This window comes from Kitasatospora cheerisanensis KCTC 2395 (genome assembly GCF_000696185.1).
GTDB lineage: Bacteria > Actinomycetota > Actinomycetes > Streptomycetales > Streptomycetaceae > Kitasatospora > Kitasatospora cheerisanensis.
The window spans coordinates 20,020-42,503 of the sequence record NZ_KK853998.1 but is presented as its reverse complement, the minus strand read 5'-3'; the positions used below and the strand labels follow the sequence as shown (position 1 = coordinate 42,503).

General features: G+C 71.0%; 9 protein-coding genes and 9 CRISPR repeat arrays. Of the genes, 7 read left to right on the top strand and 2 right to left on the bottom strand.

The features are described 5' to 3' along the window. Window positions 1–304: 304 nt before the first annotated feature. A complete protein-coding gene (locus tag KCH_RS38435) occupies window positions 305–805 on the top strand; it encodes a hypothetical protein (protein ID WP_157032487.1) in 501 nt (166 codons plus the stop codon). 36 nt (window positions 806–841) lie between these two features. On the opposite strand, the gene KCH_RS42020 is transcribed toward KCH_RS38435, so the two are convergent. Further along, window positions 842–1,702, bottom strand: a complete 861-nt coding sequence (locus tag KCH_RS42020) for a hypothetical protein (RefSeq protein WP_157032486.1) — start codon at window positions 1,700–1,702, stop codon at window positions 842–844. A 6-nt stretch (window positions 1,703–1,708) separates the two neighbouring features. After that, window positions 1,709–3,067 (bottom strand): AAA family ATPase, encoded by a 1,359-nt coding sequence (locus KCH_RS36080; RefSeq protein ID WP_084224321.1) that lies wholly within the window; start codon window positions 3,065–3,067, stop codon window positions 1,709–1,711. A 1,267-nt stretch (window positions 3,068–4,334) separates the two neighbouring features. After that, a CRISPR array of direct repeats spans window positions 4,335–5,703; the repeat unit is 29 nt. 543 nt (window positions 5,704–6,246) lie between these two features. On the opposite strand from KCH_RS36080, the gene KCH_RS36075 reads away from it, so the two are divergent. The 6 genes from KCH_RS36075 (at window position 6,247) to KCH_RS36045 (ending at window position 20,976) form a co-directional block, all read left to right on the top strand. Next, window positions 6,247–6,696 (top strand): hypothetical protein, encoded by a 450-nt coding sequence (locus KCH_RS36075; protein ID WP_208866102.1) that lies wholly within the window; start codon window positions 6,247–6,249, stop codon window positions 6,694–6,696. Window positions 6,697–7,217: 521 nt separating this feature from the next. Next, window positions 7,218–7,418, top strand: coding sequence for a hypothetical protein (locus KCH_RS36070; RefSeq protein ID WP_035875868.1), 201 nt, complete (start codon window positions 7,218–7,220; stop codon window positions 7,416–7,418). 634 nt (window positions 7,419–8,052) lie between these two features. Further along, window positions 8,053–8,387: a CRISPR direct-repeat array (repeat unit 29 nt). Window positions 8,388–8,590: 203 nt separating this feature from the next. Next, window positions 8,591–9,108: a CRISPR direct-repeat array (repeat unit 29 nt; unit sequence CGGCTGACCCCCGCTCGCGCGGGGAGGAG). Between the two features lie 992 nt (window positions 9,109–10,100). Beyond that, a CRISPR array of direct repeats spans window positions 10,101–10,436; the repeat unit is 29 nt. 508 nt (window positions 10,437–10,944) lie between these two features. Then, window positions 10,945–11,238: direct repeats of the CRISPR family, unit length 29 nt; unit sequence CGGCTGACCCCCGCTCGCGCGGGGAGGAG. A gap of 1,219 nt (window positions 11,239–12,457) precedes the next feature. After that, a CRISPR array of direct repeats spans window positions 12,458–13,037; the repeat unit is 29 nt; unit sequence CGGCTGACCCCCGCTCGCGCGGGGAGGAG. Window positions 13,038–13,364: 327 nt separating this feature from the next. After that, window positions 13,365–13,877: direct repeats of the CRISPR family, unit length 29 nt; unit sequence CGGCTGACCCCCGCTCGCGCGGGGAGGAG. Between the two features lie 203 nt (window positions 13,878–14,080). Then, window positions 14,081–14,515: a DUF7718 family protein gene (locus KCH_RS36060; protein ID WP_035875861.1), complete on the top strand. Its 435-nt coding sequence runs from the start codon at window positions 14,081–14,083 to the stop codon at window positions 14,513–14,515. Continuing rightward, window positions 14,505–14,918: a hypothetical protein gene (locus tag KCH_RS36055; protein WP_035875858.1), complete on the top strand. Its 414-nt coding sequence runs from the start codon at window positions 14,505–14,507 to the stop codon at window positions 14,916–14,918. Before KCH_RS36060 ends, KCH_RS36055 begins: the two co-directional genes overlap by 11 nt. An 863-nt stretch (window positions 14,919–15,781) precedes the next feature. Further along, window positions 15,782–17,029: a CRISPR direct-repeat array (repeat unit 29 nt; unit sequence CGGCTGACCCCCGCTCGCGCGGGGAGGAG). Between the two features lie 1,226 nt (window positions 17,030–18,255). Next, window positions 18,256–19,017: direct repeats of the CRISPR family, unit length 29 nt; unit sequence CGGCTGACCCCCGCTCGCGCGGGGAGGAG. 1,351 nt (window positions 19,018–20,368) lie between these two features. Further along, window positions 20,369–20,719 (top strand): hypothetical protein, encoded by a 351-nt coding sequence (locus KCH_RS36050; protein WP_035875855.1) that lies wholly within the window; start codon window positions 20,369–20,371, stop codon window positions 20,717–20,719. Next, on the top strand, window positions 20,716–20,976 hold the full coding sequence (locus KCH_RS36045) for a hypothetical protein (protein WP_051654107.1): 261 nt from the start codon (window positions 20,716–20,718) through the stop codon (window positions 20,974–20,976). The genes KCH_RS36050 and KCH_RS36045 overlap by 4 nt, the downstream gene beginning before the upstream one ends. The last annotated feature ends 1,508 nt before the right edge of the window (window positions 20,977–22,484 follow it).

Genomic DNA, 22,484 nt, shown 5'->3' with positions numbered 1-22,484 from the left:
CGCACCGTCACCAACGTGCAGGCCGGGCCCGGCGGCTGACCCCCGCCTGCGCGGGATCGAGGACGCTGACCCGGTCTTCTCGGACACTTCGCCCAGACCCGCCCGGTCACCCGATCAGCGGCTCCCATTCCCGCCGAAGTGGCCCCCGAACTCACCGAAGAGCACCCGTCCCGGGCGAGCACCCCACCGCCACGAACGGTCTACACCCGGCTCCCGTTCACACCGAAGTAGTGGCTCTCATATGACCCGACAAAATCACAGCGGCCACGTCCACCAGCTTCGAGTGGACCTCAGCATGCCAGGGATGCCCGAGCCGCTGCGGCAGAACATCCAGAGCAACCTTGCCGAGCACGAACGGGCCTTGCCGAGCACGACTCTGCCCGGCCAGGACTCCCCAGCCCAGGAACAGCCCCGTGACCAGCAACCTTGTCAGGCCGAGACCCGTGACCTCGCCGCAGCGATCTCACGCCTGCTCGCTGGCGAGCCCATCCGCAGCGACGGCAAGCTCACCGTCTCCGTCCTCGCGGCCGAGGCCGCCATCGCGCGGCAGCGACTCTACGAACACCACCGCGAAGCGCTCACGGACTTCAAGACCCGAGCCGGTGGCGGCCCGCTCGTCCCGAACCAACAAGCTCTCCAGCAACGACTCGACGACGTCACAACCAAGATCAAGAAACTCGAAGCCGAGAAGCAGCTGATGAAAGACCAGATCGCATCCCTGACCGTCGTGGTCGTCGAACTCACCCACGAGGCCCAGGCCAAGAACATCATCAAACTCCCACCCCGGCGGCGCCGAGCCAAGTGACGCCAGCGAGCTGCCCACACAGCTGATCCCCGCTTGTTAATTTGGGCTCCGCCAAGGCGTTGCCCCACTTTCCGCACGCCAATGTCTGGTGCGACGGAATACGCTTGTGGTCTCAAACGCTTCGCGCCCGAGCGCTACCCGGGCAGTTCTCTCAACCATGTCGGCTGCGGCATTTGAAGCCCAGCGTTTCTTGGCGACAGCGGCGAAAGCCTTCGCCAGGTCATGTCCAGAGCAGTACTGTTCGCGATCTGAGGCAGTAGAAATTTCCCGCTCAAGCAGGTCCTGCAAGCCAGGGAAGTCGGCAGGGTCCTTCTCAGCGCGCTTGCACGCGATCTCGATCAACTTGGCCAGGTCGACAGTTCCCCGTGTGACGTTTATTACTGCAGGCAAGGGGAAGTCCCTAAGGCCGAGCCCAAGGCCGTCGCGATGCGATATGAATCTGAGCATGCCCACAGGAAATGCCAAGTCCACGCATGCCTTGAAGATTTCCTGCTGCCCGCATCCAGGGGTTCCGTGCTTGAAGCTGAGATTGGTGCAGAAGCTGGCCGCGAGATCCTCGTAGACAAATGGGGCAAAAAAGATGCAGGCATCCAGGTCATAGTAGTCCGTGTAAGTGACCCCTGGATGATCCAGCCCCTCTTCCAGGGTGCCTACCCAGTCTCGATCCAGGGCTGCATAAATAGCAGTCAATGTCGGATTCTTGTGAACTCTCGATACCGCGCCAAGTGCAGTGGTCTTACTATGGGCCGGAACCGTGGCGAAGTGGTCGTGATCGATGAATCGGTCCAATACTGCACAGTCTCCTCGGCCTTCCACGATGATGAATCCGCGGAGATCATTGGAGCGTGTCATGATTAGGTCGGCATAAAGTTCGTCGGGGCCAATTTCTTCCAGCATGCCCGTCTACTCCGCACTTGGGCCGAGGCGGACCATCCTGTCCGCCCACTTGCCAGCGATCTGAGGCGAATGGGTGGCTACGATTGTCCGGAATTGAACCAGGTCGGCGATTCGCCGCAGGTCGCTCATGAAGCGCTTCTGCCACGACACGTGAAGGGAGATTTCTGGCTCATCGATCAAGACGATAGCCCCCGGATTGACATTGAATAGCAAGTCGTAGACTAGGACTAGTTCATGTTGTTCTCCCGAGGACAGGGATGCCAAGTCGAGTTCCTGGCCGTCATCGCTAACCAGGCGAAATCCGTGGTCGCGATCGATTTCTAGATCCTTGAAGAGGAATCGACTGTTAACGATGTCACGAAGCAGTGATACTCGCGCTAGGACATCTTTGAAAGTTGATAGCTTTTCCTCTGTATCTTCAAGATAAGTCCACAGGACGGCGCGCTGCCAATCCTCCATGTGCTCCGGGATCTCGATCACCCCAGAGCGTTCATCGATAAGCGAAATATCACCGAGCTGACGCCTTAGATCTTCTTGATCGTCGTAGCGGTCTCTAATCTCTTGCTCGCTGGCCACATGCATCAGGGACGTTCCCAGGAGCCGGCGAGGATAGGTGCGGTCCCGCTCCTGAGAGGTGCGTGAGTTCTCAGCCAGCTCCTTGGAGAGCCTCTTGCTGAGATCCTGCGAGAATTCCTCGACCTTCGTTGAGGCTGGCCGCCTCCGTCGCCGATCCTCCTCGCGCGGCTGTACAAGCAATCGATGGGTGTCGATCACGTGGACGCGAAGGCCGGACAGGAATTTCTTCAAGGTGTCGGGGGCGCTGTCAAGCAGGAGTTCGCGAACATTTGTGGGAAGTTCCGAATGCCAAGGGTCCTGCGATTCCCAAAACCTGGTGATCGCCATGTGGTGGGCGAGTGTATTGCGCAGCTCGCGTTCATGCGCGCTGAGATTGCGGGAATCCCGGTCGATCCATGTGGAAATATCGGTATCGAGCGGGCTTTTTGCTGCTGGCGACCACTTGGTGGTTTCCAGGTTTTGGGCGGTTAGGGTGAAAGTAATTCCAAGCTCTCGAGGTCGATTTCGGCGCTGGTCGTCGCTGTCTAGCTTTGGCGTTTTCTTGATTACGGTTAGGCGGGTATTGTCACTGAAGCTCAGGTTCAGGGTGCCGAATGGGAGTTCAAGAAGAGTGTCGAGCTGAATGGGCCAGGCAACGGCGCTCAGAAGCTCAAGGAGCTTGGTCTTGCCGACGCCATTTGGCCCGTGCACAATCACAAATGAGTCTGATTCGGGAAATGGAACTTCGTGGTGGAATCGGTCCAACAGGCCCGTTACTTCGACCTTTGTCAACGCGCGCGCTTCGTTCATGCCTCGGCCACTCCGCTCTGTGCTCGATGGTGCCTTTAGGCGAGGCCGATGCTATGCGGGGTCGGGGTCGTGTGTCCCCAACTTCCGTAAATGAGGTGGTACGGCGGTTTCGAAGCCACGTACTGGCGGTCTCCCGCCGGATGCCGGCTGCATCTCCCGCCTTGTGGGCCGGAGAGCTGCAGGGGTCTGTGAGTGGAGCGCGCTGACGCGGCGGCGCCCAGCCAGTTGGGCGACGGGGTCGGCCTCTATATACACAAGCGCGGGGCAAGCCTCAGCGATGGGCACCCGTGAGCTCCGGACTGGGTGGCTGCGACAGGCCAGACATCAAGGTTGCCGGGCATGCCCAGCACCAGGGCCTCGACAGGTGTCGGCTGGGGGGAGAGAACGCCGAAGCCGTGCAGGTTCAGGCCGGCTGACCCCCGCTCGCGCGGGGAGGAGTTCATGTTGCCGGCGTTGACGGTGTACGACTGCGGCTGACCCCCGCTCGCGCGGTGAGGAGTCCGTCCACTCGTAGCCGGCCGCGCGGGCCGCCGGCTGACCCCGCTCGCGCGGGGACGACCGGTACTTCTCCAGTGACGACTTCCCGACTAGCGGCTGACCCCCGCTCGCGCGGGGACGACTCCGGGACGTTGCGGAACTGTGCGAACCGCGCCGGCTGACCCCCGCTCGCGCGGGGAGGAGGCCACCATCAGTGGGACGGCACCGTGTGGCAGCGGCTGACCCCCGCTCGCGCGGGGAGGAGAACTACTTCGTGGTGGACCCGGCGAAGTTCGACGGCTGACCCCCGCTTGCGCGGGGAGGAGGGTCGTGCGCAGCTTCACCCGCGGGTCGTGCGCGGCTGACCCCCGCTGGCGCGGGGAGGAGGTGCGCCCGCAGGTGGGGCAGGTGCCGGTGGGCGGCTGACCCCCGCTCGCGCGGGGAGGAGCCGTTCTCCGGGCTCGGCAGCAGATCTGCGAGCGGCTGACCCCCGCTCGCGCGGGGAGGAGGCGGCCAGCGAGTTGACGCGCATCGACTCCGCCGGCTGCCCCCCGCTTGCGCGGGGACGACCGGAAGCTGACCGCGGGTCAGCAGGTGCTCCGGCGCCAGCGGCTGACCCCCGCGTGCGCGGAAAGGACGTCCCCGAACATGGGGAACAAATAGCGCTCGGCGGCTGACCCCCGCCTGCGCGGGGAGGACCTGCGCTTCATCCCCATCGGCCTCAGTGGCGGCGGCTGACCCCGCCTGCGCGGGGAGGACTGCGGGGTGCGCTGGCCGGCCTTCCGGCCCTCCGGCTGACCCCCGCCTGCGCGGGGAGGACAACGCGGTCTACGGACTCGCGGTGAAGAAGGGCGGCTGACCCCCGCTTGCGCGGGGAGGAGGCCCACTCGATCGTCTCGTAGGCCTCGGGGATCGGCTGACCCCCGCTTGCGCGGGGAGGAGGAGCGCATCCGCACTGCCAGCGACGCCGGAGTCGGCTGACCCCCGCTTGCGCGGGGAGGAGTCCACGTCGTCGGGGGTGTGCGCGCCGAATAGCGGCTGACCCCCGCTTGCGCGGGGAGGAGGCGAGAACGGTAATTTCCCGCTCGGGAAGTGGCGGCTGACCCCCGCTTGCGCGGGGAGGAGGAAATTGGCCCCGACGAACTTTATGCCGACCTAGGCTGACCCCCGCTTGCGCGGGGAGGAGCGAGGTCAAGGGCCGGGGGCATCAGCAGTCTCCGGCTGACCCCCGCTTGCGCGGGGAGGAGACCATGGCCACTCTGTCTGACGTCCTGCACACCGGCTGACCCCCGCTCGCGCGGGGAGGGGGACAGCACCGACCAGCCCCGCTACCCCTTCACCGGCTGACCCCCGCTCGCGCGGGGAGGACCTGGCCGGCGCGGTCCGCACCGTCCGGCTCAGCGGCTGACCCCCGCTTGCGCGGGGAGGACACCGTCAACGACCTCGACGGCGACCTCATGACCGGCTGACCCCCGCTTGCGCGGGGAGGACCGCCACCGGTCGTGACTCGGCGTGAAGTTCATCGGCTGACCCCCGCTTGCGCGGGGAGGACTTGCCGGGCCTCGGGGCCCAGATCCGGATCGACGGCTGACCCCCGCTTGCGCGGGGAGGACGACGCCGGCCGCATGCATTCGGTGCATCACCTCGGCTGACCCCCGCTTGCGCGGGGAGGACGCCTGGTCCTCGTCGGCCTCGGGTGCCTCCAGCGGCTGACCCCCGCTTGCGCGGGGAGGACTCGCGCTCCGCGTCCCGGGCGGCCCGCAGTGCCGGCTGACCCCCGCTTGCGCGGGGAGGACGTGGACGTCGTGTGCACTTCTGAACCGGTGACCGGCTGACCCCCGCTTGCGCGGGGAGGACTGGATGAGGACGGCGCGGTTCGGGTCGAGGGTCGGCTGACCCCCGCTTGCGCGGGGAGGACGCAGGCGTGGGCGTCCGGTGGGCGATGGGCGGCTGACCCCCGCTTGCGCGGGGAGGACGTCATCGGTTTCACGTTCAAGGCGGCGTCGGGCGGCTGACCCCCGCTTGCGCGGGGAGGACGTCTCCGGCACCGTCCTCCAGATCACCGGCAACGGCTGACCCCCGCTTGCGCGGGGAGGACTCCGAGCCGCGGAACGCGATCGGCAGCAGCAGCGGCTGACCCCCGCTTGCGCGGGGAGGACACTTCGCGACCTGCAGCGTTATGACGGCTTTGCACTTTCTTTGCCGTACCTGGCGGTTGAGGGAGATTCAGATCTCAAGGGGCTGCATGCGGGGGCATCGTGTCACGGCAGTACGACGATGCCCCCGGTGAGCGAAGACCTCGAGGCCCGCACCCGACTGAACCCGGGGACGACCCGGCCGCCGCGGCGGTGCCGAGGACCGCCGACAGCCGACCCCCGACCGAGCGGAGAGGATCGGGAGGCGTTCGAGCGCGCCGGCGATCCGGACGGCCGACCCCCGCATGCGCGGGGAAGACAACAGAAGCGCCTGCGGCGTCGGCGCCGTCAGCGGCTGACCACCGCTTGCGCGGGGAGGACATCTCGCTGCGTGCTGAGCTGGCCCGGATCTACGGCTGACCCCCGCTCGCACGGAGACGACGCTCAGGAAGGCCATTGGATGATCCACCAGCGATCCAATCACCGGCCCCTGCCCCTCGACATTCCCCGGGCCGTAGAGTTTCGCCCACGGAAACTGAGTCGACCGGTGAATGGAGAGCGGGCCCGTTGCAGGAGGACGTGTGGTCGATGGCCGCCTGGACACCGTGGGTGTCCTGGGACCAGGCGCTGGCTGTCGCGCCGCGCGAGCCCGGTGTCTACCTCGCCCGTTCCGGCCCGGCCGGGCCGCTCATCTACGTGGGGATGGCCGGACCTCGCAACGGTCAGGGGATCCGAGGCCGACTACGCGTCTACACAAGCGGTCTCTCGTCCGGACTGGGCGAGGCGGCCATGGACCAGGCACTCGCCGACCCCAAGTGGCTGCGCGAGCGGCTCGCGGAGGCAGAATCCGGCCGCGCCTCGCGGATCCGGGAGTGGGGACGCGCCGCGCTCGAGCGCGCCCGGATCGACCTGTGCTGGGCCGTGACCGCCACCGGCACCGAGGCCACCGACCTCGAGGAGCGCGTCCAGCGCGCCCTAGTCGGCAAGTTGCTGTGGAACCGGCAAACCCCCAATTGAGGCGCCGCCGGGGCTCCGGCCTCGGCATCGGCGACCAAATCGGCTGACCGCTGACCCCCGCTCGCGCGGGGACGACGGACTGCAGCTCGTCCGCGTCCAGTTCGCCGGCGGCTGACCCCCGCTCGCGCGGGAACGACGCCGGATACCGATTGGCGAGCTGGGCCCACAGCGGCTGACTCCTGCTCGCCCGGGGAGGACGCCCCGGGACGCGTTGCCCGCCTGCTCCTTGAGCGGCTGACCCCCGCCTGCGCGGGGAGGACCAGATCCAGTCGATCGCCACCAAGGTCTCGGACGGCTGACCCCCGCCTGCGCGGGGAGGACTTCAGCACCCAGCGCAGCTGGTCGTGGGATGCCGGCTGACCCCCGCTCGCGCGGGGACGACGCCGTGCCCTTTCCGGCCTTCGCAGCGCCACGCGGCTGACCCCCGCTGGCGCGGGGACGACGATCGCCCTCATCTGACCCCGCCCCGCGATACCTTGACCGCCCGGCCACGCCAGGCTCAACCGCAGGAGCCCGCCACCATGATTTCGCTCCCGAACCCGCACCGTCGTACGGTCATCGACCAGATGGTGCTCGGAACCACCGACGCTGGCACCACCAACACGATGATCGACGCCCTGCTCTCCGCTCACGAACGGCGGGCCGGCGCGGCTGCCGCCGGGCGGGTGCTCGCTCTCCAGGTCCGCGAACCCGGCCCCCACGCCGATCCGCCCGGCAACTGACCCGAGAACAGCGGGGTCAATGTCCCGCCCTCCGCGCCCGCGGCAAGGCACGGATGCTCGGCGGCCTCACTCCGGTCGTCCGGCTCTACGGCCACGGCGCAGCATCTCGCTCACCCACATCGACCTGCGCGACGAGACCATCAGGGCCGGCCAAGGATGGCCGCCTACCCGCGTCACTACCGCCGAGGAGACCCCCGCGATGACCCAGCCCCAGCCCATGGCCACCTCAGTCGATCGCCGCGTACGCCTGTGGGGACGCGATGTCGTCTGCGCTGTCCAGGACACCCCGACATGGCGACACGGCACGACCCTCTGCGGGGTGGGGCTGACCACTCCGGACGAGCGGCAGCAGCCCAACACCCCCGTCACCTGTCCCAAGTGCATCCGCGTCCAGGAGACCTCGCGATGACCCAGACCACCGGCACCTGCCCCACCTGCGGACGCGAAGGACTGCGGGCTGACCCCCGCTCGCGCGGGGACGACTGCTCGGCGAAGAACCGTACCTCTCGCCCGTCCGGCTGACCCCCGCCTGTGCGGGGAGGACGATCCACCACCCGACGGTCGCCCACGGAAGATCGGCTGACCCCCGCTCGCGGGGAGGACTACCGGAAGCGCACCGACGACGCCGGCGTCCACCGCTGACCCCCGCTCGCGCGGGGAGGACCTTACCAACGACGTCGCCGCGGCGGCGGAAATCGGCTGACCCCCGCTCGCGCGGGGAGGACCACGCGACGGTGACGCGCACCAGGCGCTGGCGCGGCTGACCCCCGCTCGCGCGGGGAGGACCGCACGGCCACCGAGGTGCTGATCTCGGTGGTCGGCTGACCCCCGCTCGCGCGGGGAGGACCTCATGACCGCCGGCGGCGCCCTCGCCGTCACCGGCTGACCCCCGCTCGCGCGGGGAGGACGCGCCCGGCCTCCGCCCATCCGTCACACTCCGCGGCTGACCCCCGCTCGCGCGGGGAGGACGCTTCACGACCTGCAGCGTTATGGTGACTTTGCACTTTCTTTGCCACGTCTGGCTGTTGAGGGAGGTTCAGATATCAAGGAGCTGCGTGCGGGGGCATCGTGGCACGAAAGTACGGCAATGTCCCCGGTGAGCGCCGACCTCGAGGCCCACGCCCACTGAACCCCGGGGACGATCCGGCCGTCGGCGGCGCCGAGGACCGCCGACGGCCGGCCCCCGCTTGCGCGGGGAGGACGCCGCCACGGAATCGTTCAGCTCCGGGGTGAGCGGCTGACCCCCGCTCGCGCGGGGAGGAGACCTGCGCCCGCTGCGTCGTCCTCGCCGGCACCGGCTGACCCCCGCTCGCGCGGGGAGGAGGCCGCCCTGCTCGCCGATGACCAAACCCTCCGCGGCTGACCCCCGCTCGCGCGGGGAGGAACCGTTCTCCGGGCTCGGCAGCAGATCTGCGAGCGGCTGACCCCCGCTCGCGCGGGGAGGAGTGACCATGTCGGCGGAGCGCTGAGTGACATGCCGGCTGACCCCCGCTTGCGCGGGGAGGAGAGGAACTGGCGGGAGACACCGCGCACTGGGCGCGGCTGACCCCCGCTTGCGCGGGGAGGAGAACCACAGCACCAGCACCGCGGACGTCATCGACGGCTGACCCCCGCTTGCGCGGGGAGGAGGCGGCGGGGGTTTGCTTGGTCATGTGCTGCTCCGGCTGACCCCCGCTTGCGCGGGGAGGAGGCTTCGCGACCTGCAGCGTTGTGGCGGCTTTGCGTTTTCTTTGCAGTGCCTGGCGGTTGAGGGAGGTTCAGATCTCAAGGGGCTGCGTGCGGGTGCATCGTGTCACGGCGGTACGACGGTTCTCCCGGTGATGCAGATTCCAGACCCGCGCCGACTGAAGCGCGGGGACCACCCGCCCGCCGCGGCGGCGCCGAGGACCGCCGACGGCCGACCCCGATCGAACAGGGAGGACTCGGGACTCCGGGGCGAGGGCCCGCGTCCCGGCGGCTGACCACCGCTCGCACAAAAAGGACGTCTCTCGATCTCGGGCCTTTACGCCGGAAAGGGGCTGACCCCCGCCTGCGCGGGGAGGACCAGGAACGGTTCTCTGCCGAACTGGCGAAGCCCGGCTGACCCTCGCTCGCACGGGGACGACGGCACGGGGGCGGTGCACGACAGCGAGCCGGTCGGCTGACCCCCGCTCGCGCGGGGAGGACTCACCTGACCGAAAGAGCCGACCCTTGCCCGACGGCTGACCCCCGCTCGCGCGGGGAGGACGAGCCCCACCCCGACCAGCGGGCCAGCACCTGCGGCTGACCCCCGCTCGCGCGGGGAGGACTCGGCGAGCCGGGCCTGCAGCTCCGCCCGATCCGGCTGACCCCCGCTCGCGCGGGGAGGACTCGGCGAGCCGGGCCTGCAGCTCCGCCCGATCCGGCTGACCCCCGCTCGCGCGGGGAGGGCTGCCGGGGATCGCCCAGGTTGAAGCCACCCCACGGCTGACCCCCGCCTGCGCGGGGAGGACCGGTGCGCCCGCAGCTGAGCCTCGATCAGCTCCGGCTGCCCCCGGCCTGCGCGGGGAGGACGGCACCGGGCGCTCGGCGACTGCCGCGCGGTCCGGCTGACCCCCGCCTGCGCGGGGAGCACCTGCGACACCGGCTTTAGGAGAGCCGGGCTAAGGGCCCCGCCTGCGAGGGGAGAACATCGCCAGGATGTGGTGTCCAGACGGAATCGGATCGGCTGACCCCCGCTCGCGCGGGGACGACGCCAGCTCGGTCTCCCGTTCCTGCACGGCCGCCGGCTGACCCCCGCTCGCGCGGGGACGACATCGCCAGGTCCTCGCCCCGGACCGGGTCCAGCGGCTGACCCCCGCTCGCGCGGGGACGACGGCGCCGGTGGTGCTGAACTCCATGGTCTGTCCGGCTGACCCCCGCTCGCGCGGGGACGACTGGTCGAGACGGATGCTGGCGATACCGGCGGCCGGCTGACCCCCGCTCGCGCGGGGACGACCCCGCGCGTGCGAGGGCAACTCCGAGCCGACGGCGGCTGACCCCCGCTCGCGCGGGGACGACGCTTCACGACCTGCAGCGTTATGGCGACTCTGCACTTTCTTTGCCACGCCTGGCTGTTGAGGAAGGTTCAGATATCAAGGACCGGTGCGCGGGGGCATCGTGTCACGGCGGTACGACGATGCCCCCGGTGAGCGCCGACCTCAAGGCCCGCGCCCACTGACCCCGGGGACGATCCGGCCGCCGCGGCGGCGCGGAGGACCGTCGACGGCCGACCCCCGATCGAGCGGGGAGGACCGCTGACGGCTCGCCGGGAGTCTCGAAGGCCGCGGCTGACCCCCGCCTGCGCGGGGAGGACCGCCGAGATCCGAACCGCGGCCGTTCCCGTGACGGCTGACCCCCGCTCGCGTGAGGAGGAGAAGCGGACCAGGCCCGACAACCCGACCACCCACGGCTGACCCCCGCTCGCGCGGGGAGGAGGCCGTCCTCCTCCTGGCCGTCCTGCGCAAGGGCGGCTGACCCCGCTCGCGCGGGGAGGAGCAGCCCATCGTGCGCAGCTCGGCGGCGAGGTCCGGCTGACCCCCGCTCGCGCGGGGAGGAGAGCACGAGGAGCACGAGGAGGAGGAGGAGGAGGAGGAGGAGGAGGAGGAGCCGGGGCTGACCCCCGCTGGCGCGGGGAGGAGAGGCCCTTGGCCTCTGCCCGGCCGGGGCGCCCGGCTGACCCCCGCTGGCGCGGGGAGGAGGCCAGGACGCCCTGCAGAGCCCTCCGCACCCCCGGCTGACCCCCGCTGGCGCGGGGAGGAGTCGCTGCCAGCGGGGGCCGGTCCCCAATGGGGCGGCTGACCCCCGCTGGCGCGGGGAGGAGGCTTCGCGACCTGCAGCGTTGTGGCGGCTTTGCGTTTTCTTTGCAGTGCCTGGCGGTTGAGGGAGGTTCAGATCTCAAGGGGCTGCGTGCGGGGGCATCGTGTCACGGTGGTACGACGACGCCCCCGGTGAGCGCAGGCTCCAGGGCTGAAGCGCGGGGACGACCCTGCCGCCACGTCGGCCGCCGAGGACCGCCGATGGCAGACCTCCGATCGAACAGGGACGACATCAGTCGACGTGCCCGACCCCGGATCCGGCGCGGCTGACCTCCGCTCGCGCGGGGAGGACTGACCCAAGGCCAGACCGACCCGGCCGGACCTCGGCTGCCCCCGCCTGCGCGGGGAGGACCCCGGCACCCGCAGCGGCACACCCGCCGCCTACGGCTGACCCCCGCTTGCGCGGGGAGGACACGCGCTGCTCGATCGCCGGCTGACCCCCGCTCGCGCGGGGAGGACACCAGTGAGTCACGGCCCGCGGTCGAAGCGTTCGGCTGATCCCGGCCTGCGCGGGGAGAGGTGGCAGTTGCAGTTCGCGGTCTCGGAGTCCGGCTGCCCCCCGCTCGCGCGGGGACGACGACTCGGGGCGGCCAGGCCCAGGTGCCGGGCTGGGTGTCGGCTGACCCCCGCTCGCGCAGGGAGGACTGCCGGGGCTCGCCCAGGTTGAAGCCACCCCACGGCTGACCCCCGCCTGCGCGGGGAGGACCCGTACAGCTCGACGTTGTCCTTGCGGATGAGCGGCTGACCCCCGCCTGCGCGGGGAGGACCTCATCGCCTGGACGTCCGGCACCGCTGGCGACGGCTGACCCCCGCCTGCGCGGGGAGGACTCCTGCGTCCCCGGGCACTCCCGGCGCCGCACCGGCTGACCCCCGCCTGCGCGGGGAGGACCGGTGCGCCCGCAGCTGAGCCTCGATCAGCTGCGGCTGCCCCCGGCCTGCGCGGGGAGGACGGCACCGGGCGCTCGGCGACTGCCGCGCGGTCCGGCTGACCCCCGCTCGCGCGGGGAGGACAACCCGCAGCTCGTCTGCACCCAGTACGTCACCGGCTGGCCCCCACCTGCGCGGGGAGGACACGGCCCCAGTTTGGGCAAGTCGGCCGAGTCCCGGCTGCCCCCCGCCTGGGCGGGGAGAACGGGCACTTCGGATGCGGGAAACGGGAAAATTGAGGCTGCCCCCGCCTGCGCGGGGAGGACCCGTCCTTCCTCCGTGCCCTCCGTGCCGGCGACGGCTGACCCCCGCTTGCGCGGGGAGGAGCTGGAGCCCGGGGAGAACCGGCCCGAGGGGCGCGGCTGACCCCCGCTCGCGCGGGGAGGAGATGGGCATGCCCGAGTACGACGTCACCGAGCACGGCTGACCCCCGCTCGCGCGGGGAGGAGGCGGAACCGGTAGCCGTCGAGGCGTCCGGCCGGGGCTGACCCCCGCTCGCGGGGGGAGGAGGCCAAGGGCCGCGTGATCCTCGCCAGCCAGTACCGGCTGACCCCCGCTCGCGCGGGGAGGAGTACGCGCTGAACGGTTCGGCCCGGACTGCGGGCGGCTGACCCCCGCTCGCGCGGGGAGGAGCGCCGTGCGTACTACCTGCGCTACGCCACCCTCGGCTGACCCCCGCTCGCGCGGGGAGGAGCGCTTGAACGCGTCCTTCAGGTCGTCGGTGATCGGCTGACCCCCGCTCGCGCGGGGAGGAGGCCGACAGCCCCGACCCGAAGGACCCCAGTGACGGCTGACCCCCGCTCGCGCGGGGAGGAGATCAGCTCCAGCAGGCGCGTCAGCCCGAGGAACGGCTGACCCCCGCTCGCGCGGGGAGGAGGCTTCGCGACCTGCAGCGTTGTGGCGGCTTTGCGTTTTCTTTGCCATGCCCGGCGGTTGAGGGAGGTTCAGATCTCAAGGGGCTGCGTGCGGGTGAATCGTGTCACGGCGGTACGACGGTTCTCCCGGTGATGCAGATTCCAGGGGCCCCGCGCCGGCTGACGCGCGGGAACGACCCGGCCGCCGCGGCGGTGCCGAGGACCGCCGACGGCCGGCCCCGATCGAACAGGGAGAACCCGGGACTCCGGGGCGAGGGCCTGCATCCCGGCGGCTGACCACCGCTCGCACAAAAAGGACGTCTCTCGATCTCCGGTCTTTACGCCGTAAAGGGGCTGACCCCCGCCTGCGCGGGGAGGATGCGCGTCGAAGCCATCCACGGCTGGGCCGGCTGACCCCCGCTTGCGCGGGGAGGACAAGCTGCCGGGTGCCGGCCTCAACCCGAAGACCGGCTGACCCCCGCTCGCGCGGGGAGGACCCGCTGATCCGGAGTCAACTCGCGCTCCTCGCCGGCTGACCCCCGCTCGCGCGGGGAGGAGCAGACCATCGCCGAGTAGGCGATGTCGATGTACGGCTGACCCCCGCTCGCGCGGGGAGGAGAGCTGGTCGATGTCGGCCTGGATCTGGACGCGCGGCTGACCCCCGCTCGCGCGGGGAGGAGTACTCGACCAGGGCGGGCATCGTCTTCGTCACCGGCTGACCCCCGCTCGCGCGGGGAGGACGCCAGCGCCTCCCGCTCCGGTTCCGTCAGCACCGGCTGACCCCCGCTTGCGCAGGGAGGACGGTGCCCGCGTACACACCTGCTGCTGCGCGTACGGCTGACCCCCGCTTGCGCGGGGAGGAGGCGGGCGCCGGCTGGCTCGCCGGGGCGGGGTTCGGCTGACCCCCGCCTGCGCGGGGATAGCCGGTGCTCAGGTCTAGAACGCAAGCTCGACGGCACCTTCGAAGGGGTGAGTCGTTCGTCACGATTGGGTGAACTGCCGGAAGGGTACTGGATCCCGGTGTAACAAGGACCCACCAGCTTCACGTGCAAGGGCAGGCGGTGGGATGGCAAACAACGGCGGCAAGCGGCGCGGCCGCGTCGTGGACATGAGTGCGGGCGAACCGGCACACTACAAGCCGCCTCCATGCCCTCCGGCGGTCGAGTCCAACACCCGCATCGAGATCACGGACACGGATGAACTCCGGATCCGCATGCAGGTCTACAAGGATTTGATCACGTTCTTCGCCATCATGCAGATGGTGTGGGATGACGGAGAATGGAAGGAAGTCGCCCGGATCGACTGCTGCCACAGCACGATCCACCGGCATCAGTTTGTCCTTCCTGACGGCCGCGATATCCACGATCACCAGCTGATCGTTGAGATCCCGCCCGATGGCGGGGAACGCTGGAGCGTGGTGAACGACGGCTACCACAAAGCGTTGGCAGTGATGTACGAAGAGTGGGAGACGAACGTGCAGAGGTGGCGAGATGGCCGGTGACCGGGCCCTGCGACTGAAGGCCGGATTTGCTCTGGCCAAGGCCCTCGGCGATCGCGACATGCGGAAGCTCTTCGAGCAGCACGGTTACCGCTCAGGGGACGAAGTCGTAACCGCGCTCGAGTCGGATCTCATCCAAGATGTCTTTGCCAGGCTTCGCCGATACTCTCCGCCTGTAGTCGTAGCCATCTACTGGCCTGACACAGGGGAGCTCAAGTTCACGTCCTTCTCCCCTTCCCAGGAAGTTGCCTCTGAGGATCAGAAGGAAGAAGTCGGCGGCACCAGCACCATCGGCATGCTCTATCGTCATGCCGAGGCTCAGCAGAACCCTCGCTTCGTGTTCAAGATGAACTGGGCAAACCCACAAGTAGACATTCAGACCTTTGCGTTGTCCGGAGCCTGCTAGGGGCTGTCTGAGTGATCATCCGGCTGGTTGGCGACCGGTGCCGGCGCGAGGGACGCGGATCCCGTCGAGAACCTCAGCCGACGAGCGGCTGACCCCCGCTCGTGCGGGGAGGAGCAGGTTCGGCCGCCGGAGTAGGCCTGGTACAACGGCTGACCCCCGCTCGCGCGGGGACGACATGTTGTCGCGGATCGACGTGTCGGAGCCCATCGGCTGACCCCCGCTCGCGCGGGGAGGCGCACCGGGCCGACTACGGCGACGTCGCCGCCGCTGGCTGCCCCCCGCTCGCGCGAGGAGGAGGTCGTAGGCCTCCCAGACCTGCCCGAAGCCGCCGGCTGACCCCCGCTTGCGCGGGGAGGACGCCTCGCACACCACTTCGCCCGCGGTGTGGGCCGGCTGACCCCCGCTTACGCGGGGAGGACGGCGGTGAGGCGGTCCTTCACGCGGCCTGGGCCGGCTGACCCCCGCTTGCGCGGGGATGACGGCGCGAACCGCTGGCTGTGGCGCGGGAGCTCCGGCTGACCCCCGCCTGCGCGGGGATGACGGGCGCCTGCTGTGCTGCGGCTGCGTGGGCGGCGGCTGACCCCCGCCTGCGCGGGGATGACTCCGCCCGCGTCCGGAAGTACACCGGCCAGGACGGCTGACCCCCGCCTGCGCGGGGATGACCCTTCACGACCTGCAGCGTAATGGCGACTTTGCACTTTCTTTGCCACGCCTGGCGGTTGAGAGGGATTCAGATCTCAAGGAGCTGCGTGCGGGGGCATCGTGTCACGGCGATACGACGATGCCCCAGGACCTCGAGGCCTGCGCCAGCTGCCCCCGCTCGCGCGGGGAGGAGGCCGCCGCCTACGTCCGCACCGAGACGTTCGGCTGACCCCCGCTCGCGCGGGGAGGAGGTCCAGCGGGCGTGCTCGGACAGACCGCCGAGCGGCTGACCCCCGCTCGCGCGGGGAGGAGGTCTCCTCCCGCGGCCCGGGCGGCGACGTCAGCGGCTGACCCCCGCTCGCGCAGGGAGGAGGCAGACCCGGCCGCCGGCGGCTACCTGAGCCACGGCTGACCCCCGCTCGCGCAGGGAGGAGCTCGCGGCCAGCAGCAGGGCCTCGGCGAAGGTCGGCTGACCCCCGCTCGCGCAGGGAGGACCGCCGAGGAGCTGGAGGCCGACGCCAAGGCACGGCTGACCCCCGCTCGCGCAGGGAGGAGGCGACGGAGAGGGAAGGATAACGGTGATTATCCGGCTGACCCCCGCTCGCGCGGGGAGGAGTTGCTGCTCCAGTTCGGCGACGCGGGCGCGCGCGGCTGACCCCCGCTCGCGCGGGGAGGAGCGCAGCTTGTCCCGGTACTCGTCCTCCGGCAACGGCTGACCCCCGCTCGCGCGGGGAGGAGTCCGGGTCCTCCACGGACTCGGCGGCCAGCGCCGGCTGACCCCCGCTCGCGCGGGGAGGAGCGCCGAGATCCCGGTGCAGGCGTGCGCGGTGCTGGCTGACCCCCGCTCGCGCGGGGAGGAGGACAGGCGCTCGGCCACCAGGGCGTCGTACGCCGGCTGACCCCCGCTCGCGCGGGGAGGAGCCCCAGGCCCGGACGGCACGGCACCAACCACCGGCTGACCCCCGCTCGCGCGGGGAGGAGCGGTGCGCCCGCAGCTGAGCCTCGACCAACTCCGGCTGACCCCCGCTCGCGCGGGGAGGAGGCCCCGCTGCTGATCAACGAGACCGCCACCAGCGGCTGACCCCCGCTCGCGCGGGGAGGAGTACTCCAGGCCGACCTCGCCGTACAGCTGCCACGGCTGACCCCCGCTCGCGCGGGGAGGAGTGGTTCGTCGGCATCAGCACGCGGTTCGACAACGGCTGACCCCCGCTCGCGCGGGGAGGAGCGGCGGCCAGAATCGCGGCCTCTTCCTGCCGACGGCTGACCCCCGCTCGCGCGGGGAGGAGATCGCCGCGATCCGGATGTCCGCCACGTCGTGCGGCTGACCCCCGCTCGCGCGGGGAGGAGCTGTTGATCCCGCCGTGCCGCTGCTCGATGTTCGGCTGACCCCCGCTCGCGCGGGGAGGAGACCGCCTTGCCGGAGTTCGGGAAGATGATGTTCGGCTGACCCCCGCTCGCGCGGGGAGGAGGCTTCGCGACCTGCAGCGTTGTGGCGGCTTTGCGTTTTCTTTGCCATGCCTGGCGGTTGAGGGAGGTTCAGATCTCAAGGGGCTGCGTGCGGGTGCATCGTGTCACGGCGGTACGACGGTTCTCCCGGTGATGTAGATTCCAGACCCGCGCCGACTGAAGCGCGGGAACGACCCGCCCGCCGCGGCGGCGCCGAGGACCACCGACGGCTGGCCCCGATCGAACAGGGAGAACCCGGGACTCCGGGGCGAGGGCCTACATCCCGGCGGCTGATCACCGCCCGCGTGGGGAGGACGTCTCTCGATCTCCGGTCTTTACGCCGTAAAGGGGCTGACCCCCGCTTGCGCGGGGAGGAGGAGCTGAACCCGGCCCGGAACGGTGCCGCGATCGGCTGACCCCCGCTTGCGCGGGGAGGAGGACGGGCCGAGCGGGACCCGCTCCAGGTCGACCGGCTGACCCACGCTTGCGCGGGGAGGAGGGCGGTGAGCGTGGGCATCGGCGGGTCCTCTCCGGCTGACCCCCGCTTGCGCGGGGAGGAGGAGCAGGATCTCCTCGCTGTCCTCCTGGCCGACAGCTGACCCCCGTTCGTGTGGGGACGACGAGCTGGGACGCCGACTCTGCTCGGACCCGGACGGCTGACCCCCGCCTGCGCGGGGAGCACCTGCGACACCGGCTTTAGGAGAGCCGGGCTAAGGGGCCCCGCCTGCGAGGGGAGAACATCGCCAGGATGTGGTGTCCAGACGGAATCGGATCGGCTGACCCCCGCTCGCGCGGGGACGACATCGCCAGGTCCTCGCGCCAGACCGGGTCCAGCGGCTGACCCCCGCTCGCGCGGGGACGACGCCTCGATCAGCCCCGGGTTGGCCTGAAGGAACGGCTGACCCCCGCTCGCGCGGGGACGACACCCCCCGGAGCTCCACCACGACCACGGGGAACGGCTGACCCCCGCTCGCGCGGGGACGATGCTTCACGACCTGCAGCGTTATGGCGACTTTGCACTTTCTTTGCCACGCCTGGCTGTTGAGGAAGGTTCAGATATCAAGGACCGGTGCGCGGGGCATCGTGTCACGGCGGTACGACGATGCCCCCGGTGAGCGCCGACCTCAAGGCCCACGCCCACTGAACCCCGGGGACGATCCGGCCGCCGCGGCGGCGCCGAGGACCGCCGACGGCCAGCCCCGATCGAGCGGGGAGGACGCCGCCACGGAATCGTTCAGCTCCGGGGTGAGCGGCTGACCCCCGCTCGCGCGGGGAGGAGTTGGCAAGGTCGTCGTACTGGAGGACGAGGCGCGGCTGACCCCCGCTCGCGCGGGGACGACGCGCTGGCCAACGTGACGCACGCGCCGAACGCCGGCTGACCCCCGCCTGCGCGGGGAGGACCGCATCACGGCGTTGATCTGTCCTTGCACCGTCGGCTGACCCCCGCTTGCGCGGGGAGGAGCCGGCCAGGATCGCCACGCGCAGCAGTCGGAACGGGTGACCCCCGCTTGCGCGGGGAGGAGGAAGAGACCACCACCGACCGGGCCGCACCCGACGGCTGACCCCCGCTCGCGCGGGGAGGAGGCAACCGCCTCGGCGACGAGCTCGTTCAACGACGGCTGACCCCCGCTCGCGCGGGGAGGAGTGCGTCATGAGCTGGCGGTAGATCTCGCGCTCCGGCTGACCCCCGCTCGCGCGGGGAGGAGGCGTCGTGGTAGCGGATGCGCTGACCCCGGGCCGGCTGACCCCCGCTCGCGCGGGGAGGAGTGGATCGCGGCCTGCAGCAGCGCCGCCTCGTGCGGCTGACCCCCGCTCGCGCGGGGAGGAGACCGCCACTCCCGGGGCGAGCCGTAAGCACTCCGGCTGACCCCCGCTCGCGCGGGAAGGAGGGCGGCCAGGTCGCGGTCGCGGGTCGTGGGGTCGGCTGACCCCCGCTCGCGCGGGGAGGAGTGCTCCTGCGCCCGCGCCAGCTCCTCCGCCGCCGGCTGACGCCCGCTTGCGCGGGGAGGAGGCTTCGCGACCTGCAGCGTTATGACGGCTTTGCGTTTTCTTTGCCATGCCTGGCGGTTGAGGGAGGTTCAGATCTCAAGGGGCTGCGTGCGGGGGCATCGTGTCACGGCAGTACGACAGTTCTCCCGGGAGTGCAGACTCCAGGCCCGCGCCGGCTGAACCCCAGGGACCACCTGCCCGCGGCGGCGCCGATGACCGCCGACGGCCGGCCCCGATCGAACAGGGAGAACCCGGGACTCCGGGGCGAGGGCCTGCATCCCGCCGGCTGACCACCGCCTGCGCGGGGAGGACGCAGTCTGGGCCCGCTGGCCGGCGCCTGCCCCCCACTCGCGCGGGGAGGACCACGGGTCTGCTCCGCTGGCCGCTCCCCGGGACGGCTGACCCCCGCTCGCGCGGGAAGGAGGACTCGTGCGCGGACATCCCCTGCAAGGAGGGCGGCTGACCCCCGCTCGCGCGGGGACGACGGAGTGGTCATGCGCGTTTTCCTGCGCTACAGCGGCTGACCCCCGCTCGCGCGGGGAGGACCCGTCGCCCGAGAAAGGGCCGCGCACCATGGACGGCTGACCCCCGCTCGCGCGGGGAGGACTCGCTCCCGGAGGCCAACGGCCGCGTCTTCCACGGCTGACCCCCGCTCGCGCGGGGAGGACAGCTAGGAGGCCCTCTGACTGCCACGGAACTGCGGCTGACCCCCGCTCGCGCGGGGAGGACGTCATCGTCCCCATGATCACCGAACCTCTGTGCGGCTGACCCCCGCTCGCGCGGGGAGGACGCTTCACGACCTGCAGCGTTATGGCAACTTTGCACTTTCTTTGCCACGTCTGGCTGTTGAGGGAGGTTCAGATATCAAGGACCGGTGTGCGGGGGCATCGTGGCACGAAGGTACGACGATGCCCCCCGGGGACGGACCTCGAAGCCCACACCGGCTGAACCGCGACCCGGCCGCCGCAGCGGCACCGAGGACCGCCGACGCCCGACCCCCACTCACCGACCACACCACCTACCAGGCGCCACACCGCTGCATACACGAGCCCGCCGCCCGCCAGGCCACGCACGACGACACAACTGCCGAACGGGAAACCATCCTGCGCCAGAACCACAACTGGCTGCACAAGCCCAAGGACGCCCACCGGCCCGCGATCGAGGCCCCCGGTCACCGACACCCACGAGCACGCCCCGCCAGCACCGCGAACACCACCGTGCCGCGCCGGCCACCGCCCGCGCCCGGGCCGGGCGGCCCTGCTGCCCATCGCTCGCCCGCCGCAGCCAGCACCCGCTCGCAGGGCCGCGCGAGGCCGCCGACCGTACGTCCCAGAGCGAGTAGCCTCGCAGCAGACAAGAGAGGGAGTGACGTCATGAGTCAGCCCGTGCACGACGGAGTCGAGCTGATCCCCCGGCCCGAGCAGAGTCCGGCCGCCCTCAAGGCCGCCCTTGCGGTCGTCGCCACAGACCGTCTCCCCGAGATGATCGACGGCCAGACGAAGGCCATGGCCGAGGCCATCGCCACGGGCAGTGTCCAACCGATCCGCTCGTTCGTCGCGCACTGGGCCGCCGTCGTGGAGATCGAGCGGCATCCGGCCACCGCACAGGCCTACCACCGGGCGAACTACCTCGCCAACCACGCCGTCACCATCCAGGAGTGCCGGGAACACGCCACCACCGTTGCCGAGCTCTACCGCGCCGCCTTTGCAGCGGTGAACGAGTGACCTGGAGCTGGGAGTACCTGCCCAACGAGCAGCACGTCACCGCCGGCACCCCGACCGACTTCCTTGCCGCCGTCGAGCAGCGGGCCGCCGAACTCGTCCGAGCTGCCGAAGCGCTCTACCTGGACGGCACCTCCTACCAAGGCAGCGGCGAGCCGATGCGCTACCTCGACGTCGCCGGCGGCTTGGTCGCCTACTACATCGTCCCGCGCCTGGAGCTCGTCGTGGTCTGCCAGCTCACGCCACCGCCGACACCCTGAACCTCCAACACCGCCGCGGGGAAGGACCGGCTGCCCCCGCTCGCGCGGGGAGGAGGCCGCCGCGGTGACCGGGGACGTCGAGGACTACGGCTGACCCCCGCTCGCGCGGGGAGGACTCGCCGCCCGCGCGCAGCTCCCGCAGCACCGCCGGCTGACCCCCGCTCACGCGGGGAGGACCTCAAGACGGTGCGGGCCGCCCTGGGCGCGCTCGGCTGCCCCCCGCCTACGCGGGGAGGACTTCCTCATCGGCCATGTCTACATCGGGCGGTGCGGCTGACCCCCGCTCGCGCGGGGAGGACGGACGCCGCACCCAGGCCGGCCGCTGGCCCGGCGGCTGACCCCCGCTCGCGCGGGGAGGAGGCGGTGGAGTAACGCAGGACGGTCGCGGTGATCGAGTGACCCCCGCTTGCGCGGGGAGGACTGCCCAGCTCGGCATCACCGATGAGTTCGAGCCGGGTGGCCCCCGCTCGCGCGGGGAGGACGTCGAAGGCAGGACCTTGCCGGTGGCCCTCTCCGGGTGGCCCTCGCTCTCGTGGGGAGGACGCCGGAACGCTGTTGAACAGCCGGCCGGGTGCCGGCTGACCTCCGCCTGCGCGGGGACAACCCATCAGGCAGCCTCCAGGTACAGCTCGGTGGAGGCTGACCCCCGCTTGCGCGGGGACGACGACACCGAGGCGCAGCTGTTTGCCGACGCCGACGGCTGACCCCCGCTTGCGCGGGGAGGGCGCCGCGACGCCACAAAGCGCCACCGCTACTGTCGGCTGACCCCCGCTTGCATGGGGAGGACCTCCTCCCCAGCTTCGCCACCGGCCTCGCCCGCGGCTGACCCCCGCTCGCGCGGGGAGAAGTTCTTCATCACCGCGATGACGTCCTCGCGCGGCGGCTGACCCCTGCTCGCGCGGGGAGGAGGGCCGCCGCGCCTACGGCGGTCTGGCCTACGACGGCTGCCCCCCGCTCGCACGGGGAGGACTGCGGGATGATCCCCGGCACCCGGTGGTTCTGCGGCTGACCCCCGCTCGCGCGGGGAGGACGGTCGCCGACGATCCGACGCCGCACCGTCAGGCGGCTGACCCCCGCTCGCGCGGGGAGGAGGGGGTGGGGGCGGCGGGTCGGTGGAGATGAGCGGGTGCCCCCCGCTTGCGCGGGGAGGAGTGCGCACCGGCCCGGTCGTCGGCCGGCTCAGGCAGGTGACCCCCGCTTGCGCGGGGAGGACGAGCGGCCGGTGGACATCGCGAACGACTGGTTCGGCTGACCCCCACTCGCGCGGGGAGGACTGCTCCGGCTTCGGTTTCGGGCATCGCGAGAGCGGAGGACCCTCGCTTCCGCGGGGAGGACGCTCGCGGTTTGTCAGTGGGGGCTGGCACCTCCGGAGGACCCCCGCTTGCGCGGGGAGAGGATTTGCTGCGTGTCTGGCCCGGTCTGAAGAGAGGGGGCCCACCCCCGCTGTTGCGGGGCTCGTCGATGCTACCAAGCCTCTATTCAGGCCGACGCAGACGCGCAGCGCAGCA